The 17,454-nt window shown below is 74.6% G+C and carries 15 protein-coding genes; 6 read left to right on the forward strand and 9 right to left on the reverse strand.

The window, feature by feature from the left end; genetic code table 11:
• Nucleotides 1–304 precede the first annotated feature (304 nt).
• Together ACN265_RS22505 and ACN265_RS22510 are read left to right on the forward strand one after the other, a co-directional pair.
• A complete protein-coding gene (locus ACN265_RS22505) occupies nucleotides 305–1,267 on the forward strand; it encodes a TIGR03557 family F420-dependent LLM class oxidoreductase (protein ID WP_377682238.1) in 963 nt (320 codons plus the stop codon).
• Entirely contained in the window at nucleotides 1,264–2,280 is a 1,017-nt protein-coding gene (locus ACN265_RS22510) for an alpha/beta fold hydrolase (protein ID WP_421409333.1), read from the forward strand. The genes ACN265_RS22505 and ACN265_RS22510 overlap by 4 nt, the downstream gene beginning before the upstream one ends.
• Nucleotides 2,281–2,446: 166 nt before the next feature.
• Here the strand turns inward: ACN265_RS22510 and ACN265_RS22515 are convergent, their stop codons facing one another.
• The 8 genes from ACN265_RS22515 to ACN265_RS22550 all read right to left on the reverse strand — a co-directional run bounded on the left by ACN265_RS22515 (nucleotide 2,447) and on the right by ACN265_RS22550 (nucleotide 9,499).
• Nucleotides 2,447–3,559 (reverse strand): hypothetical protein, encoded by a 1,113-nt coding sequence (locus ACN265_RS22515; RefSeq protein WP_421409336.1) that lies wholly within the window; start codon nucleotides 3,557–3,559, stop codon nucleotides 2,447–2,449.
• A complete protein-coding gene (locus ACN265_RS22520; RefSeq protein ID WP_204924066.1) occupies nucleotides 3,556–4,074 on the reverse strand; it encodes a SigE family RNA polymerase sigma factor in 519 nt (172 codons plus the stop codon). Before ACN265_RS22520 ends, ACN265_RS22515 begins: the two co-directional genes overlap by 4 nt.
• Before the next feature lie 91 nt (nucleotides 4,075–4,165).
• Nucleotides 4,166–4,993, reverse strand: a complete 828-nt coding sequence (locus ACN265_RS22525) for an endonuclease/exonuclease/phosphatase family protein (RefSeq protein ID WP_421409339.1) — start codon at nucleotides 4,991–4,993, stop codon at nucleotides 4,166–4,168.
• A 10-nt stretch (nucleotides 4,994–5,003) separates the two neighbouring features.
• Nucleotides 5,004–6,497 carry a phosphatase PAP2 family protein gene (locus ACN265_RS22530; protein WP_363657020.1) on the reverse strand — a complete coding sequence of 498 codons (1,494 nt, stop codon included), beginning with the start codon at nucleotides 6,495–6,497 and terminating at the stop codon, nucleotides 5,004–5,006.
• 83 nt (nucleotides 6,498–6,580) lie between these two features.
• Nucleotides 6,581–7,582, reverse strand: coding sequence for a YihY/virulence factor BrkB family protein (locus tag ACN265_RS22535; RefSeq protein ID WP_357932574.1), 1,002 nt, complete (start codon nucleotides 7,580–7,582; stop codon nucleotides 6,581–6,583).
• Nucleotides 7,575–8,582, reverse strand: a complete 1,008-nt coding sequence (locus tag ACN265_RS22540) for a diacylglycerol/lipid kinase family protein (RefSeq protein ID WP_377682241.1) — start codon at nucleotides 8,580–8,582, stop codon at nucleotides 7,575–7,577. The genes ACN265_RS22535 and ACN265_RS22540 overlap by 8 nt, the downstream gene beginning before the upstream one ends.
• Before the next feature lie 102 nt (nucleotides 8,583–8,684).
• Entirely contained in the window at nucleotides 8,685–9,263 is a 579-nt protein-coding gene (locus ACN265_RS22545; RefSeq protein WP_357932580.1) for a Clp protease N-terminal domain-containing protein, read from the reverse strand.
• Nucleotides 9,263–9,499: an HTH domain-containing protein gene (locus ACN265_RS22550; protein ID WP_088642213.1), complete on the reverse strand. Its 237-nt coding sequence runs from the start codon at nucleotides 9,497–9,499 to the stop codon at nucleotides 9,263–9,265. Before ACN265_RS22550 ends, ACN265_RS22545 begins: the two co-directional genes overlap by 1 nt.
• Before the next feature lie 116 nt (nucleotides 9,500–9,615).
• Between ACN265_RS22550 and ACN265_RS22555 the strand changes: the two genes are divergently transcribed.
• The 4 genes from ACN265_RS22555 (at nucleotide 9,616) to ACN265_RS22570 (ending at nucleotide 14,799) form a co-directional block, all read left to right on the forward strand.
• On the forward strand, nucleotides 9,616–10,422 hold the full coding sequence (locus tag ACN265_RS22555) for a PP2C family protein-serine/threonine phosphatase (RefSeq protein WP_204924060.1): 807 nt from the start codon (nucleotides 9,616–9,618) through the stop codon (nucleotides 10,420–10,422).
• Between the two features lie 84 nt (nucleotides 10,423–10,506).
• Nucleotides 10,507–11,331, forward strand: coding sequence for a universal stress protein (locus ACN265_RS22560; protein ID WP_421409345.1), 825 nt, complete (start codon nucleotides 10,507–10,509; stop codon nucleotides 11,329–11,331).
• Between the two features lie 125 nt (nucleotides 11,332–11,456).
• Entirely contained in the window at nucleotides 11,457–13,859 is a 2,403-nt protein-coding gene (locus tag ACN265_RS22565) for a phosphoketolase family protein (protein WP_204924058.1), read from the forward strand.
• Nucleotides 13,860–13,932: 73 nt separating this feature from the next.
• The gene (locus tag ACN265_RS22570) at nucleotides 13,933–14,799 is read left to right on the forward strand and encodes a universal stress protein (protein ID WP_377687670.1); all 867 of its coding nucleotides are present in this window, start codon (nucleotides 13,933–13,935) and stop codon (nucleotides 14,797–14,799) included.
• Nucleotides 14,800–14,939: 140 nt separating this feature from the next.
• On the opposite strand, the gene ACN265_RS22575 is transcribed toward ACN265_RS22570, so the two are convergent.
• A complete protein-coding gene (locus ACN265_RS22575) occupies nucleotides 14,940–17,273 on the reverse strand; it encodes a heavy metal translocating P-type ATPase (RefSeq protein ID WP_421409348.1) in 2,334 nt (777 codons plus the stop codon).
• Between the last annotated feature and the right edge of the window lie 181 nt (nucleotides 17,274–17,454).

Raw genomic sequence — 17,454 nt, forward strand, 5'->3', positions numbered from 1 at the left:
CGACAGCCGCCGCCTGACTCCCTGGCCGCGTGCGGACCAGCGTAGGGCCACCGGGCCGGGAAGGCAACCGGTTAAGTTGCCTGCCTGCCTCCGCCGACCCTGCGGCGACCCACGCCGACCGTGAGCCGCCACAGGGGGCGGTCATCCCCACCACAGGATGTGACACCACCAGCCTGAACCGGTTAAGCCGGACATTAGACGGCCCTCCCGTCACCGTCAAGAGGGACCCGGCCGCACATCCGAGGTTGACCGGCACCGGCCAGGGGTATCCGGTGACGATCGTCGCCCGGAAGGAGAAACCAGTATGGTCCGCGTCGGCTACACCCTGATGTGCGAACAGACCGGCCCGAAACAGTTGGTCGACCACGCGGTACGGGCGGAGGCGGCCGGCTTCGACCAGCTGGTCATGTCCGACCACTACTATCCGTGGCTCGACGCGCAGGGCCACTCCCCGTACGCCTGGTCGGTGCTGGGCGCGGTCGCCCACGCCACCAGCCGGGCCGAGCTGATGTCCTTCGTGACCTGCCCGATCCGCCGGTACCACCCGGCGGTGGTGGCGCAGAAGGCCAGCACCATCGGGGTGCTCTCCGACGGGCGGTTCACCCTCGGCCTCGGCGCCGGGGAGAACCTCAACGAACACGTGGTCGGCGGGTGGCCGCACGTGCAGCAGCGGCACGAGATGTTCTCCGAGGCGCTCCAGATCATCCGTCCGCTGCTCAACGGCGAGACGCTGACCTTCTCCGGCAACCACTTCGACGTCCCCGACGCCTACGTCTGGGACCGCCCGGAACACCCCGTACCGATGGCCGTCGCCGCGTCCGGGCCGTCGTCGGCCGCCCTCGCCGCCGAGTACGCCGACGGCATCGTCGCCACCGAACCCGACTCCCGGATCATCCAGCTCTACGACGACGCGGGCGGCGCCGGGCAACCCCGCTACGGCCAGGTGGCCATCTGCTACGGCCCCGACGAGGCCGAGTGCCGCAAGATCGTGCACGACCAGTTCCGCTGGTTCGGCAGCGGCTGGAAGGTCAACGCCGACCTGCCCGACCCGGAGGCCTTCGCCGCCGCCACCCAGTTCGTCCGGGAGGAGGACGTCGCCGACGGCATCCCCTGCGGGCCCGACGTCGACCGGCACGTCGAGGCGTTCCGCGCCTTCGTCGACGCCGGCTTCACGCACGTGGCGATCGTGCAGGTCGGCGGAGACAGCCAGCCGATGTTCCTGGACTGGGCGCAGGAGCAGCTACTGCCCCGACTGCGCGAACTGTGACCGCCGTGGCGGGTCGGGCCGGGTCGCGTACCCGCCCCGGCCCGACCGGGACCGGCCTCGACGCGTTGCGGCGGGCACTGGCCGCACCGCACCCGACGGCCGGGTCCGATCGGCCGCCCGCCCACACTCCGGGCCCGGACCACCCGGTCACCGCGCCGGACCCGGACACCGCCTCCCGGGCCGCGCCGGATCCGCCCCGCACGTCGCCGGCCACGCCGCCGGGTCCACAGGCCGTCGCGCGCCGGGTGCGGACGGCGTTGACCAGCGAGTTCCGGCTCGTCGACGGGCTGCGCACGCACACCCGGCGCTCCGCCGACCCGACCGTGCCCGGCGCACCCCCGGTGGTGCTGGTGCACGGGCTGGCCGTGTCGCACCGCTACCTCACCCCGCTGGCCGAGACGCTCGGCACCACCCACCCGGTGTACGTGCCGGACCTGCCCGGCTTCGGGCTGAGCGCCCACCCCGGCCACTCCTACGACCTGCGGCAGCACGTCGCCCACCTGCTGGCCTGGCTCGACGCGTACCGGATGCCCCCGGTCTGCCTGGTCGGGCACTCGTTCGGCGCGGAGGTGGCCGCCGCGCTCGCGGCGGACCACCCCGGGGCGGTCCGGGCCCTGGTGCTGGCCGGGCCGACCAGCGACCCGACCGCCCGGTCCCGGCGGGGGCTGGTCGGCCGGTGGCTGGTGGACAGCCTGCGGGAGACGCCCTGGCAGGTGCCGATCCTGGTGCGCGACGTCCTCGACGCACGCCCCTGGCGGGTGGCCGCCACCATCGCGCACTCGGTCCACAACGCGGTGGAGGAGGATCTGGTCCGGATCGCCGCGCCCACCCTCGTGCTGGCCGGGGAACGCGACCCGATCGTGCCGCCCCGGTGGCGCGCCCAGGTGACCCGGCTGGTGCCCGACGCCCGGCTGGTCACCGTGCCCGGTGCCGCCCACAACGTGCTCACCACCGCCCCCGGGCCGGTGGCCGGAGCGATCCGTGACCTGCTCGTCCCGACCCTGGCCAGGTGAACCATGCGCTTCGGCAACACGCAGATCCGACCCCTCGGCGGCGGCTTCGGCTGCCTGCTGATGATCCTGTTCTCGGTGCTCGCCTCGATCGCCCTGACCGTCCTGGTCAACCTGCTCCTCTGACGACGGCGGGGAGCACGGCGTGCACGCTCCCCGCCGGTCGACGTCACAGCGGTCGCCAGGTCGATTCGTCGTCGTGGTTGGCGACCGGCCGGACGGCGGCGGCCAGGTCCTGCGCCCCGTCCTCGCCACCGAGCGCGGCGCTGCCCGCCGGACTCCCCGTTCCCACCATTGCCCGGCAGCCGGCGCAGCCGGGCACGCCCCCGACCGACCAGGTGCCGGGCCCACCATGCTGGAGGAAGGTCCACGCCGGTCGGCCGTGCACGACGCCCGTCGGCTCATCCGGCCGGTCGCTGCGCTCCAGGCCGACGCTCAGGTCCCCACGGGCGGCAGCGGAACCGGGAAGCCGGTAGTCGAGGACCACCGTGTCCCACCGGCCGTCCCGCCAGCGCATCCGGGCCAGGTAGAGCCGGGCGTCCGACGGCAGCGCCACCGGCTGGAGCGGCACCCGGACCGGTTGCCGCTCCCACACCATCCCCTCGGCCACCCGCCGCAGCACCTCCGCAGGCCGGTCGATGGTGACCGCGGTGATCGTGACCCAGGCGTCCGGGGCGTACTGCCAGGAGAGCACCGTCTCCTTGCCGTTGGGGCTGGTGTGCAGGAACGCCGGGTGCCCCTGCACCGGCTCGACAGGTGAACCGGGCGGGGTGGCCCAGGGGGTCGGGCCGCTGCGCAGCCTGCCCGCGTCCCTGTTGTCCCGGGTCAACTGGTCGGCGAAGAAATCCACCCCCCGCGCGCCCACGGTCACCGAGACGCTGCCGACCAACCGGCGGACCCGGGTCGCCTCGACCGGCGTGAACCGGGACGCCCCGATCGTCTGCCGGTCCGCGGCGGTGGAGAGGTTCCGTTCGGACAGGTCGGCCGGTAGCCAGGTCAACCGGAAGAGCTGCCGGGTCGGATCGAAGGCGGTCGGCGCCACCGTCGGCGGCCAGGTGCGGTCGGCCGGGGTCGGCGACTGTCGTACCCCCAGCAGGGCGGTGACGCCGAGCAGCGCCACGGCGGTGACCACCGCCGTGGCCGCCACGGCCAGCCGGCGGCGACGCCGCACCGCGCGCTCCCCCGCCGTCACCAACGCCGGGGTGTCCGGGCCTCCGGTCGGTAGGTCGTCGGCGGCCCGGGTCAGCATCTCCCGGACCAGGGTCTCGTCGTCGTGGATCATCGGGTCACCTCCGTCGGGTCCGCCAGCGGCAACCGCCGGCGCAGCGCGGCCAGCCCCCGCGCGGTCTGGCTCTTGACGTTGCCGGGTGAGCAGCCCAGCACCTCGGCGGTCTGCTCGACGCTCAGGTCGGCGTAGAAGCGCAACACCAGCACCACCCGCTGGCCGGGTGGCACCGCCGCCAACGCGGCCCGCACCGCGACCGTGTCCACCACGGCGTCGGTCGGCCGAACTCCCCCAGGCTCCGGCTCCGGCGGGCGGTCGAGCAGGCGTACCCCGAACCAGCGGGACCGGCGCTCCTGCCGGAACGCGTTGACCAGCATCCGGTGCACGTACGCCCCGATGTCGTCGGCGGACCGTGCCCGGCCCCACTTCACGTAGAGCCGGGTCAGCGTCTGCTGCACGACGTCGTCGGCACGGTGGGCATCTCCCCCGGTCAGCAGGTACGCCGTCCGGCGCAGCTTCGGTGTCGCCGCCGTCACGAAGTCGACGTACTCCTGCCGTTGCATCGCGTGCATCGACCACTCCCCGTCCCGGGCGCTGGCACTGTCACCCGTAGCGATGGCGGCGGGAGCGCAAAGGGTTGCACGGGTTTCTGCGGAGGGGCGGTCAGGCAGGGTCGAGGTCCAGCTCGGCGACGACCGGGTAGTGGTCGGAGGCATACTCGGTGTCGCCGCCGCGTACCACGTGGACGTCGCGCAGCCGGGCGGCGAGCGCCGGGGTGCCGAGCAGGTAGTCCAGCCGCATGCCGGAGAACTCGACGCCACCGCCGTGCCGGGTCGGCGCGGTCAGCCCGGCCTCGACCGACCCGGCCGGATCGACCGACCCGGCGGCGGCGTGGGTCCAGAGGTCGACCAGGCCGGCGGCGAGCAGCCGGGCCACCGCCCGGGTGTCCACCGTCCGCCCGTCGCGGCGCAGGTGCCGCCGCCGGTACGCCACCGGCAGCCGGGCCACCCGCCCGGTGTGGTCGGTGCCCGGGTCGAGGGTGTTGAGGTCACCGGCGAGCAGCGCCAGCTCCCCCGGTGCGCGGCGCACCGCTGCGGCGAGCCAGCCGGCCTCGATGCGTCGCCGCAGCCCGGTGTACGGGTCGAGGTGGGCGCTGAGCACGGTGAGCGGCCCGGCGGTGGTGGCCAGCTCGACCCGCTGCGCCGCGTGGTGCAACGGCCGACGGACCGGCCCGGCCGAGCTGGTGCGCCACGGCGGGCGGACCAGCACCGCCACCGGCTGACCGAAACAGGTGCGGGCCAGGTGCGGACGCATCCCCAGCCGGTCGGCGAACCCGGCCAGCACCCCCGGCCGGTCGAAGCCGCGCAGCTCCTGCACGGCCAGCACGTCGGGGGTCTGCGCGGTGACGACCCGGCACACCAGGTCCCGCCGGTCCGGGCCGGTACGGTCCCGTCCGCCGGTCCTGATGTTCCAGGTCATCACCCGCAGCACGGTCGGCGACTCACCCGGGGCGGCCGGCCTTGGCCAGCTCGTCGTCCAACTCGTCGACCTGCTCCGACTCGATCTCGGGGCGGTTGCCCTCGTAGACGTCGGCGTTGGGGCGGATCACCCAGTAGAGCAGCCCGATCCACAGGCCGCTGAGGATCAGCGCGCCCATGAAGTCGGTCGGGTGGTGCATGCCCCGGTACATCCGGGAGACCGCCACCCCGACCGGCATGATCACGGCCAGCGCCACGAAGAGCCACCGCCACCAGCGGTCGGTGCGGACGAACACGATGATCGCGATGACCAGCCAGAGGCAGGTGGTCGCGGCGATGTGCCCGGACGGGAAGGACGAGGTGGGCATCTGCCCGTCCAGGTTCTCCACCGCCGGGCGGGGCCGGTCCACCACCCGGGCCGAGGCGAGGAACAGGCTCAGCTCGCCGAAGAGGGCCAGCACCACGAAGAGCACCGGCCGCCACCGCTTCCAGATGGCCAGCACCAGCGGGCAGAAGACCAACGAGACGATCAGGATGGCGTGGGTGTCGCCGAACTTGCTCCACCACCAGCTCAGCTCGGTGAGGAAGTCGGTGTGCCGGTCGGCGAACCAGCGCGGCACGTCGGTGTCCAGGGTCTCGAAGACGGTGCCCTTGGCGTGGTAGCTGACGTACGTGCCGAAGGCGTACAGGGCGCCGAAGACGATCACCCAGCCGACCAGCAGTTCGGCCACGGCGGAGCGGGGGTGCTCCAGCACGTGCTCCTCGGCCGGGGCGGGGGTGATCTTGTCGCCGGCCTCCGGTTCCAGCCCCTCGGTCAGCGGCGGCACCGGTCGGCCCCGCTCGCGCCGCCACAGCCGGAAGGCGTACGCGGTGACGCCGAGCCAGGCCGCGCCGAGCAGCCAGCCGCCGATCACGTCGGAGACGAAGTGCACGCCGAGCGCGATCCGGGTCAGCCCGATCAGTGCCACCAGCACTGCGGCGACGGCGATCGCCGGCTTGCGCCAACGGGGCGACATGGCCGGCAGGAAGACCAGCAGCAGCGCCCCGTACGCGACGAACGAGCCGAGCGCGTGCCCGCTGGGGAAGCTGTTGCCGGGGGCGCTGGCGACCGGCACGTCGACCACCGGGCGGAGCCGGCCGACCAGGGCCTTGAGCGACGGGTCGAGGATCAGCCCGCCCACCCCGGTGACGATCAGGTAGACCGCCAGCCGGGACTGGCGACGGATCAGCAGGGTGACCACGGCGATGGTGACCAACCAGATCAGCACCGGTCGCCCGCCCAGGTCGGTGACCGCCTGGAGCACGGTGACCAGCGCGTGGTGCGGGGCGACGAGCCCGTTGAACCACTCGGCCGCCTCGTGGTCGGCGTGGTACATGGGGCTCCACTTGAACCGGACGAGCATCAGCAGCAGCCCGAAGGCCACGCCCGCGCCGGCCACGGCCAGCAGGCCGACGACGCTCCGTTCGGCGAAATGGCCGAGCGGCCGTCGGGCCGTTGACTCCTTGACCGCGGTCACCCCGCACCTCCCTTGCGTCGACGTGGCGAGGCGCGCTGTACCCGATTCCGCCGCCGCGTACACGCCCGTCCGGTGTGGCGGGCTCAAAGTGCGGTCATGTCACCGGTGTCGAGCAGTTCGTCCCGCTCGGCGTCGGGCTCCCACAGGTCGGGTTGGGCGGGCTCCGGGGCCCCGATCCGCATCGCCTCCAACTGGGCGGCGAAGGACAGCCCACCGAACAGCGCCATGCCGGTGAGGTTGGCCCACAGCAGCAGCGCCATCATCCCGGTCAATGCCCCGTACGTCTGGCCGAACCCGCCGCCGAACCTGACGTACGCGGCGAGCAGCAGGCTGGCCAGCCACCACAGGACGGTGGCGATGCCGGCGCCGAAGAAGAGCCAGGACAGGCCGGGCTGCTTGCGCCGGGGCGCGTGCCGGAAGATCACCGCCACCGCGACCACGGTCAGCACGAGGCTCAGCGGCCAGCGCACCACCTCCCACACCCCGGCGGCGAAATCCCCCCACCGGTAGTGCCGCTGCACCGACTCGCCCATCGCCCCGCCGCCGACCAGGATCAGGAACCCGGCCAGCGCGGGCAGGCCGGCGACCACGGCCAGCACCGCCGCCCGCAGGTACTTCCACAGCGCGGGACGGTCCCGTTCCACGCCGTAGATCCGGTTGGCGCCGCGTTCGATCTGCGCCATCGTGGTGGTCAACGCGACCAGACCGGTGATCAGGCCGAGGGTCAACGCCAACTCGCCGGCGCTCTCGGTGCGGTCGCCCTCGCCGAGCAGGTCCTGCACCACCTGTTCGCTCTGCCCCGGGGTCAGCGCCAGCACGGTGTCGGCGACCACCCGGCCACCCTCCTCGACACCGAGGTCGCTGATCAGGCCGGTGAGGGCGATCAGGAACGGCACGACGGCGAGGCAGAGTTGCAGGGCGAAGGCCCGGGAGTGGCTGAACCCGTCGCCGTAGCGGAACCGGATGAACGCGTCCCGCATGAGGTGCCAGCCGCCGTGGCGGCGCAGCGTACGCCAGGCGTCGTCGGCAGCGAGTTCGTCCGACGCCATCAACCGGGTCTCGGGGACGAGCCGGGTGCTACTCACGGCGCGCTTCCCCGACCAGCTTCTCCCCGCGCCGCGCGGCCGCGTCGGCGTCGTGGGCCAGGTCGGGGTCGCCGGCCGGACGTGGCACGCAGAGCCAGAGCGACTCGGGTTTGATCTCGGCGGTCAGGGTCCGGCCGGGTGCGATCAGGTCGCCGTCGAGTTGCCGGGGCTGGGCCCGGTTGCTGGTGATGACGACCTTCCGGGCCCGGTACACCTCCATCCGGGGGACGCTGTCCCGGCGGCGGACCAGGGCCCAGCCCATGGCGAGCCAGTGCCGGACCCGGTTGGGGGTGAGCACGGCGACGTCGAGCCACCCGTCGTCCGGCTCGGCCTCGGTGAGCAGGCGCACCCCGCCCTGCAGCCGCCCGACGTTGGCGACCAGCACGGTGCGGGCCCGGCGACGCATCGGCGGCCGGTCGTCGATGCGGATGCTGAGCCGCATCGGGCGGTCCCGCAGGTGCTTCGCGGCCCCCACCACGTACGCGGGCCAGCCGATGCGGGCCTTGGTGGTCTCGGAGGTGTCCGCCAGCATCTGCGCGTCGAAGCCCATCCCGGCCATCACCGCGAAGCACCGGTCGTCGACGACGCCGACGTCGAGCCGGCGGCGGCCCCGTTCGACGGCCACCTGCAGGCCTGCGGCGAGGTCGTTGGAGAGCCCCAGGTTGGCGGCGAGCAGGTTGCCGGTGCCCTGGGGCAGCACGGCGAGTTCCACGTCGGTGCCGGCCAGCGCGGTGACGCAGGCCATCACCGTGCCGTCGCCGCCGCAGGCGAACACGAGTTCGGCGCCGGCGGCGACGGCCTGCTCGGTCTGCCCCCGGCCCGGGTCCTCGGCGCTGGTCTCGTACCAGGTGGGGGCGGGCCAGCCGGCGGCGGCGAGCGCCTCGTCCACGGTCGCGCGGAACTCGTCGAGATCGGCCACCTTCGTCGGGTTGACCACCACCGCCGAACGCGGGGAGCGGTCGCCGCCGGTCACCGTACGCTTCTGCTCTGCACCGTCCACGGCGTCAGTGTGCAGCACCCCGGCGCGGTCAGCGACCCGGCGACGACCGACGTTGCGTTGACCGCAAACAGGTTTGAGCCGGGCCGGACCCGTGGTGGCTGGTCAGGCCGCCGTGCGCAGCGCCGCCTCGACCCGGCGGCGCAGGTCGTCGAGGTCCGCGCCGGCCTCGGTGAGCACCGTCGCGCCCAGGCCGCCGCCCTCGCGGAGCACGCCGAGCAGCAGGTGTTCGGTGCCGATGTGCCGGTGGCGCAGCCGCAGGGCCTCGCGTAGCGCCAACTCCAGTGCCGTGCGGGAGCGCGGGGAGAGCGGCCCGCCGAGCGGCCGGCGCAGCCGCCACCGGCGGCGGGGGGCCGGGACCGCCTCGCGCAGGGCGTCGGGGCCGAAGGTGTCCTCGATCCGGGCGACGATGGCCGCGAGGTCGATGCCGATCTCGCGCAGCGCGGCGGCGTCGGCCTCGCCGAGCCCCGTGCCGCCGTCACCGGTGTGCCGCCTGATCCGGGCGCGCAGGTCGTCGGCGTCGAGGCCGGCGGCGGTGAGCACCCGGCGGGCGAGTCCGTCGCCGTCGGCCAGGACGGCGAGCAGCAGGTGCTCGGTGTCGACGGGTCGTCCCCCGTCGGCCCTGGCCTGCTCGACCGCGTGGTGGACGACCGCGCGGGCGCGGTCGGTGAACCGTTCGAACATCATGCCTCCCCGGTGCCGTGGACCGCCGGTCGCCCGGCGTGCTTCTTGTGGACCGCCTGCCGGCTGACCTCGAGCGCGTCGGCGATCTCCTGCCAGGACCAGCCCTGTCGTCGGGCGTTGTCCACCTGGACCACCTCCAGCCGTTCGAGGAGCCGGCGCAGGGCGCGCACGGCGCGCAGACCGACCCGGGGGTCGGTGCTGCCGGCGGCCGCCGCGAGTTCCGTCGCCTGACTCATGCTGTCAATGTACGTTGACACCTCCCGGGCGTCAACCTGAGTTGACGATGGCGTCGGGTACCCGACACGACGCCCGACGACCCGGTCCGGGCCGACGGCGGTGCTACGGTCCGCTGGTGTTCCGTCGCCGCAGTACCGCTGACCAGCCCGTCGAGGCGGCCCGCCGGCTGCCCGTCGGCCGGGTGGAGTGGGAGATCGCCGGCGGCACCGTGGCCGGCCACCGGTACTCGGCCAACTTCGACGCCCTGCACGTCGACCCGGAACTGCCGTTCGCGGTGGTCGTCGACGGCATGGGCGAGGGCGAGGGCAGCCGCGTCGCCGGCGACACCGCCCGGGACACCCTGCACGAACTGGTCCGCGCCGGCTGGCCCGCCGTCGGCCCGCGCGAGCTGCGCGCCGCGATCACCGAGGCCCAGATCCGGGTACGCCGGGCCGGCGCCGCCATCGACGAGCTGGCCGGCTGCACCCTGACCGCCATGCTCGCCCAGCCCGACGGCGAGCTGGCCTGGATCGTCCAGCTCGGCGACTCCCGGGCCTACCGGCTGCGCGACGGCCTGCTGGAGCTGGTCACCGTGGACCACACGATGGCCTGGCTCGGGGTGCTGCACGGCTGGTGGCCGGCGAACTCCCGGGAGGCCGCCCGCGCCCGCTACCAGCTCCTGCGCTACCTCGGCCACCCCGACCGGCCGGACCCGGACCTGCTCGGGGTGCCGCTGCGCCCCGGCGACACCTGGCTGCTGTGCACCGACGGGGTCAGCGACCAGCTCGACTACCACCGGCTGCGGGACCTGCTCGCCGAGCCGGACCCGACCCGGGCGGTACGCGGCCTGCTCGCCGCCAGCCTGGCCGAGGGCGGCAGCGACAACGCCACCGCCGTCGTGCTGCGCGTCCACCCGGCGACCGGCGGGCACCCGTCCGACTGATCCGGCTCCACCGCCCGCCCGGCGCGACTAGCGTCGGTGGGGACGGCGTGGCCGTGCCGTGCGGACGCCCGGGAGGTGAACCGGATGACCGGGTCCACGGACGGGCCGGTGGTGGTCGGGGTCGGGCCGGCACCGGCCGACCTCGCGGTGGTCCGGCTGGCCGCCCGCGAGGCCGCCGCCCACGGCCGGGGTCTGACCCTGCTGCACGCCTTCAACTGGGAGGCCGCCCTCGCCGGCCCGGCGGTGGCCGGCAGCCGGGACGTCGCCGAGGAACTGGTCGCCCGGGCCGCCACCACCGCCAACGAGGTCGAACCGGCGGTGCCGGTCAGTGGGGAGATCGTCGAGGGGGCACCCGTCGAGGCCCTGATCCGCCGCTCCGGGACGGCGTTCCTGGCGGCCATCGGGGACGGCGGGATGGCCGGCTGCGGCGGCTGCGTACCGGCCGACGCGCCCGCCGTGCAGCTCGCCGCCCGCGCCGGCTGCCCGGTGCTGGTGGTCCGCCGCGACCCCCCGCCACCGGGCCCGGTGCTGGTCGGGGTGGACGGCTCACCCAGCTCCCGGGCCGCGCTCGACTTCGCCTTCGACTGCGCCGCCCGCAGGCGGGCCCGGGTCATCGCGGTCCGGGCGGTCGAGCCGGGACGCCCCGACGACGACGTGCTCGGCGCGCTGGTCGCCGAGGTCGGCCGGCAGCATCCACAGGTGCCGGCGGAGTGCCACACCGTACGCGGCGACCCCGGCACCGTCCTGGTGGAGCAGTCCCGCTCGGCGCAGGTGGCGCTGGTCGGGGCGCGGGGCGACCAGCCGGGGCGGGGCATGCTGGGCGAGGTGAGCCAGACCCTGCTCTACCATGCGCCGGCTCCGGTCATCGTCGTCCGTGGACTGGTTTCCGTTGGAGCGGGCGGGGCATGACGTCCCCAACGGCCGGGACCAACGGCCCTGACCGGTGACCGCTCGAACGCGAAGACTGGGTCTGCCCGGGGCGAATCGGCGCTTCCGGGTGCAGAACCCCCCGACCCGCGAGAGGCTTTGGCAGCATGGACACCGCTCTCGACCTGCACAGCCCCCTGACCGACGACGAGCTGCGCCGGCTGGACGCCTACTGGCGGGCGGCGAACTACCTGACCGTCGGGCAGATCTACCTGCTCGACAACCCGCTGCTGCGCGAGCCGCTCGCCCCGGAGCACGTGAAGCCCCGGCTGCTCGGCCACTGGGGCACCAGCCCCGGCCTCAACCTGCTCTACGCCCACCTCAACCGGGTCATTGTCAACCGTGACCTGTCGGCCATCTTCGTCACCGGCCCCGGCCACGGCGGCCCGGCCCTGGTGGCGAACACCTGGCTGGAGGGCACCTACAGCGAGCTGTACCACTCGGTGAGCCGCGACGAGACCGGCATGCAGCGGCTGTTCCGCCAGTTCTCCTTCCCCGGCGGCATCCCGAGCCACGTGGCACCGGAGGTGCCGGGCTCGATCCACGAGGGTGGCGAGCTGGGGTACGCCCTGAGCCACGCCTACGGCGCCGCCTTCGACAACCCGGACCTGCTGGTCGCCTGTGTCATCGGCGACGGGGAGGCGGAGACCGGGCCGCTGGCGGGCAGCTGGCAGTCAAGCGTCTTCCTCAACCCGGCCCGCGACGGCGCGGTGCTGCCGATCCTGCACCTCAACGGCTACAAGATCGCCAACCCGACGGTCATGGACCGGATCCCCACCGAGGACCTGCTCAACCAGATGCGCGGCCACGGCTACCAGCCGTACCTGGTCGCCGGGGACGACCCGGAGCAGGTGCACCAGCTCCTCGCCGCCACCCTGGACCGGGCCTGCGACGAGATCGCCGAGATCCAGCGGGTGGCCCGCTCCGGCGGCCACGTCGAGCGTCCCCGCTGGCCGATGATCATCCTGCGGACCCCGAAGGGCTGGACCGGCCCGGCCCAGGTCGACGGCAAGCAGGTCGAGGGGACCTTCCGCGCCCACCAGGTGCCCATCGCCGAGGTACGCGACAACCCGGCGCACCGGGCCGAGCTGGAGCGCTGGCTGCGCAGCTACCGGCCGGAGGAGCTGTTCGACGCCACCGGCGCCCCGGTCCCCGAACTGACCGCGCTGCCGCCGAAGGGCGAGCACCGGATGAGCGCCAACCCGGTCACCAACGGCGGTCGGGTGCTGCGCGACCTGACCCTGCCGGACTTCCGCGACTACGCCGTCGACGTCAAGCGGCCGGGTGAGCCGGTGGTCGGCGCGGCCGGGGTGCTCGGCACCTGGGTCCGCGACGTGATCACCGCCAACCCGCAGACGTTCCGGTTGTTCGGCCCGGACGAGGTCGCCTCCAACCGGCTCGGTGCCGCGTTCGAGGTCACCGACCGGTCCTTCGACGGCCGGATCGAGACCACCGACGACCACCTCTCCCCCGACGGCCGGGTGATGGAGGTGCTCTCCGAACACCTCTGCGAGGGCTGGCTGGAGGGCTACCTGCTGACCGGCCGGCACGGCATCTTCACCAGCTACGAGGCGTTCATCCACATCGTCGACTCGATGGTCAACCAGCACGCCAAGTGGCTGAAGGTGACCCGGGGCATCCCCTGGCGGGAGCCGATCGCCTCGCTGAACTACCTGCTGTCCAGCCATGTGTGGCGGCAGGACCACAACGGCTTCTCGCACCAGGACCCGGGCTTCATCGACCACGTGGTCAACAAGAAGGCCGAGGTGGTCCGGGTCTATCTGCCGCCGGACGGCAACACCCTGCTCTCCACCATGGACCACTGCCTGCGCAGCCGGCACTACATCAACGTGGTGGTCGCCGGCAAGCAGCCCGCCCCGAACTGGCTGACCATGGACGAGGCGGTCCAGCACTGCCGGCGCGGCCTGGGCATCTGGGACTGGGCCAGCACCGACGACGGCCGGGAACCCGACGTGGTGCTCGCCTGCGCCGGTGACGTGCCGACCCTGGAGACCCTGGCCGCCGCCGACCTGCTGCACCAGCACCTGCCCGAGCTGAAGGTGCGGGTCGTCAACGTGGTCGACCTGATGCGGCTGCAGCCGTCGTCGGAGCACCCGCACGGCCTGCCGGACAACGAGTTCGACACCATCTTCACCCGCGACAAGCCGATCATCTTCGCCTACCACGGCTACCCGTGGCTGATCCACCGGCTCACCTACCGGCGGGCCAACCACGACAACCTGCACGTGCGCGGCTACAAGGAGGAGGGCACCACCACCACCCCGTTCGACATGGTCATGCTCAACGACCTGGACCGCTTCCACCTGGTCATCGACGTCATCGACCGGGTGCCCGGCCTGGCCGCCCGCGCCGCCCACCTGCGGCAGGAGATGGTCGACACCCGGCAGGCCTGCCGCGACTACACCCGCCGCCACGGTGAGGACGACCCCCGGGTCGCCGAGTGGCGCTGGATCCGGGAGACCCACCCGCAGCAGCTCGACGGGCAGTGACACCCCCGGGGCCCGTGGTGGGCCGGTCACCGGCCGGCCCACCATCGGCCACCCGCCAGGAAAGGACGAGACGATGAACCCCGACGAGATCCTGGTCGGCTACGACGGTTCCGCCGACGCGAGCGTCGCCGTGGACTGGGCACTGGCCGAGGCACAGCGCAGCGGACGCCCGGTCCGGCTGGCGTACGTCTTCGAGTGGATGACCGTCGCCGGTTGGGTCGGCCCGGGGGTGGCCCCCGGGGTCTGGCCCGACGACAACGCCCGGCGGCAGGTCGAGGAGCTGGTGCACCAGGCCGCCTCGGACGCCACCGCCGCCTGGCCCGGCGTCACCGTGCACGGTGAGGTCTTCGACGGCCCGCCCGCGCTGGTGCTGGAGGAGCGTTCCGCCGAGGCCGGGCTGCTGGTGCTCGGCAGCCGGGGCCACGGCGGCTTCACCGGCCTGCTCGCCGGCTCCACGGCGGTCTCGGTGGCCGCCCACGCGCACTGCCCGGTCGTGGTGGTACGCGAGGCGCAGGCCAAGGTCACCGGCCCGGTGGTGGTCGGCTACGACGGCTCCGAGCAGGCCGGTACGGCACTCGGGTTCGCCGTGGAACGGGCCGCCCAGCGCGACGCCCCGCTGCGCGTGCTGCGGGCCTTCGAACCGCCGGACGACCGCTGGCGGCCCTCCGACCCGGACGCCGAGGCCCGGCTCGCGGCGGACCGGGCCGAGATCGACCAGGCCCTCGCCGGATGGCGGGAGACCTTCCCCGAGGTGCCGGTCACGGTGGAGATCGCCCCGGCCCGCCCGGCTGCCGCGCTCGTCGAGGCGAGCCGGGAGGCGCAGCTCGTGGTGGTCGGCAGCCGGGGCCGGGGCGGGCTGCGCGGGATGCTGCTCGGCTCGGTCGGCCAGCAGCTCATCCAGCACGCGCACTGCCCGGTCGCCGTCGTCCGCGAACGCTGACCGGACGCTGACCTGGCGGGGCGGGCGGGGCGGGCGGCTGTTGGGCCGATGTTGCGGTGATCCGACGACCTGACACCGCACCATCGGCCCCGGAGCGTGGATCACCACCGGGGTGGGCGATCACCCCAGGGGCGGGTGGATCAACGCGGGGCGGGCGGGTCGGGGTCCAGGGCGAGGTAGGTCTCCTCCTCCTGGGCCAGATGCAGGCGCAGCACCGCGTCCAGCCCGTACAGGCTGGCGAGCAGGTCGGGCACCTGGTCGGGGCGCAACCGCCCGTCCGCCCGGACCAGGTGACCGCCGATCGCGTCCACCAGCCGGTGGATCTCCACGTGCTCCCGGCTCATCGTGGACGTCGCCTCCCCGCCGAGCGGGCCGGTCAACGCCGGATAGAGCTGCCGTTCCTCGGCGCTGTCGTGCGGCAGCACCTCGTCGGTGAGCCGGCGGTGCGTGTCGCGCAACGCCGGCAGGCACCCCTCGGCCGTCGGCCGGGTCGCCACCAGGTCGGCGGTGTCCCGTACCCGGGCGAGCACGTCCCGTACGCCGGCGTGCTGGCCCGCGTACCGGTCGAGCAGGGCGCGGGCGGCCGGCGGGACGTCCGGGCGGCGCAGCCCGCCGCGCAGCGCCCGCAACGCGTTGAGGATCACCAGCACGTCGATGCCCTCCTGGAGGAACGCGCCCGCCACCGGCGGTAGCCGGCCGGCGGCGGCGACCAGCATCGCGGCCACCGCCAACCCCATCCCGACGGCGGCGCTCTGCACCGCGATCCGGCGGGCGTGCCGGGCGATCTCGACGGCGTCGGCGAGCCGGTCCAACCGGTCCACGGTGATCACCGCGTCGGCGACGTCCGCCGAGGCGGTCGCCCCGGTCGCCCCCATCGCCACTCCGACGTGCGCCGCCGCCAGCGCCGGCGCGTCGTTCACCCCGTCGCCGACCATCACGGTGACGGCCCGCCGCGCCTCCTGCCGGACCCGGTCCACCTTCTGCTCCGGGGAACACCGGGCCAGCGCCTCGTCCACCCCCACCAGCCGGGCCACCTGTTCGGCGGTGCGCGGACGGTCCCCGCTGAGCAGCAGCAGCCGGGACAGACCGGCGTCCCGCAGCCGCCGTACCGTCCGCCGGGCGTCCGGGCGGACCGGGTCCTCCAGCAGGACCGCCCCGAGCGGGCCCTGGTCGTCGCTCACCCACACCGTCGACCAGCCGGCCAGCTCGGCCCGCTGGCGGGCCTGCTCCGCCCAGTCCGGCAGGTCGCCGGTGAGCTGCCCGACCCGCACCGGCCGGCCGTCGACCCGGCCGCTGACCCCGCGCCCCGGCTCCTCGGTCACCTCCGTCGGCGTGGTCAGCCGCAGCCGCCGCTCGCGGGCCTGCCGCACCAGCGCCACCGCCAGCACGTGCGGGGAGAGCTGCTCCACCGACGCGGCCAGCCGCAGCACCTCGTCCCGGTCGCCGCCGGGGCCGGCCACCGTCTCCGCCGCCCGGGGCCGCCCGGCGGTCAACGTGCCGGTCTTGTCGACCAGCAGGGTCCGGGCCCGGCCGAGCAGCTCCAGCGCACCGCCGTCACGCACCAGGACGCCCCGGCGGGCCGCCCGGGACAGCCCGGAGACGATCGCGATCGGGGTGGCCAGCAGCAGCGGGCACGGCGTCGCCACCACCAGCACGGCGACCGCCCGGACGACCTCCCCCGACCACCACCACGCCACCCCGGCCAGCAGCAGGGTGAACGGCACGAACGCCGCCGCGTACCGGTCGGCGAGCCGGACCGTCGGCGCCCGGTGGGCGGTCGCCTCCCGCGCCAGCCGGACGATCCCCGCGTAGGTGCTGCCCGCCGCGTCCCGGCTGGCTTTCAGGCCCACGGCGGCGCCCGCGTTGACCACCCCGCTGGACACCTGCTCCCCGGCGGCCCGGCCCACCAGCTGCGACTCGCCGGTCACCACCGACTCGTCGAGCGTCGCCGGGGCCGCGAGCACCCCGTCCACGGGCACCACGTCCCCCGGCCCGACCAGCAGGTCGTCCCCCACCGCGACCCGGTCCAGCGAGACCACCTCGATGCCCCCGTCCGGGGTGCGCCGCCGCGCCTGCCGGGGTGCCCGCGCCAACAGCGCCCGCAGGTCGCGGGTCGCCCGCCCCCGGGCGTACGCCTCCAGCGCCCGGCCGGTCGCCACCATCACCGCGATCACAGCCCCGGCCAGGTACTCCCCGACCAGCAGCGCACCGGCCAACGCCAGCACGGCGATGACGTCCACCCCGAACCGCCGCCGCCACCACTGACGCAGCACCGCCCCGACCGCCGGCACCAGCGCCCCCAGGGTCGCCGCCGCCCACACCGCGTCGGCGGGGCCACGCCGCCCGGTCAGCCACAGCGCCGCCCCGACCAGCAACGCCCCGCCGAGCAGGGTCAGGGGCGTCCACTCGCGCCAGCGCACCGGACGCCTGTCGACCGGCCGCTGCGGAACACACTCCTGCGGTGCCGCGTCCACCTGCGGATCGTCCCAGCAGGGGGCCGGCGGGGGCCGGGAACCGGGAAACCGTCGGGCCGAAATGCCCCCGAGGAGGGACCTGCGGGCCGTGCGCAGGGCCGGGTCGGCAGGCCAGGATGGAACGGTATCCCCACCCCGGGGCCGACGGGGTGGGGCACGATGGGAAAGAAACGGAAAGGTC

Source organism: Micromonospora sp. WMMD730 (assembly GCF_049178955.1).
Lineage (GTDB): Bacteria > Actinomycetota > Actinomycetes > Mycobacteriales > Micromonosporaceae > Micromonospora > Micromonospora wenchangensis.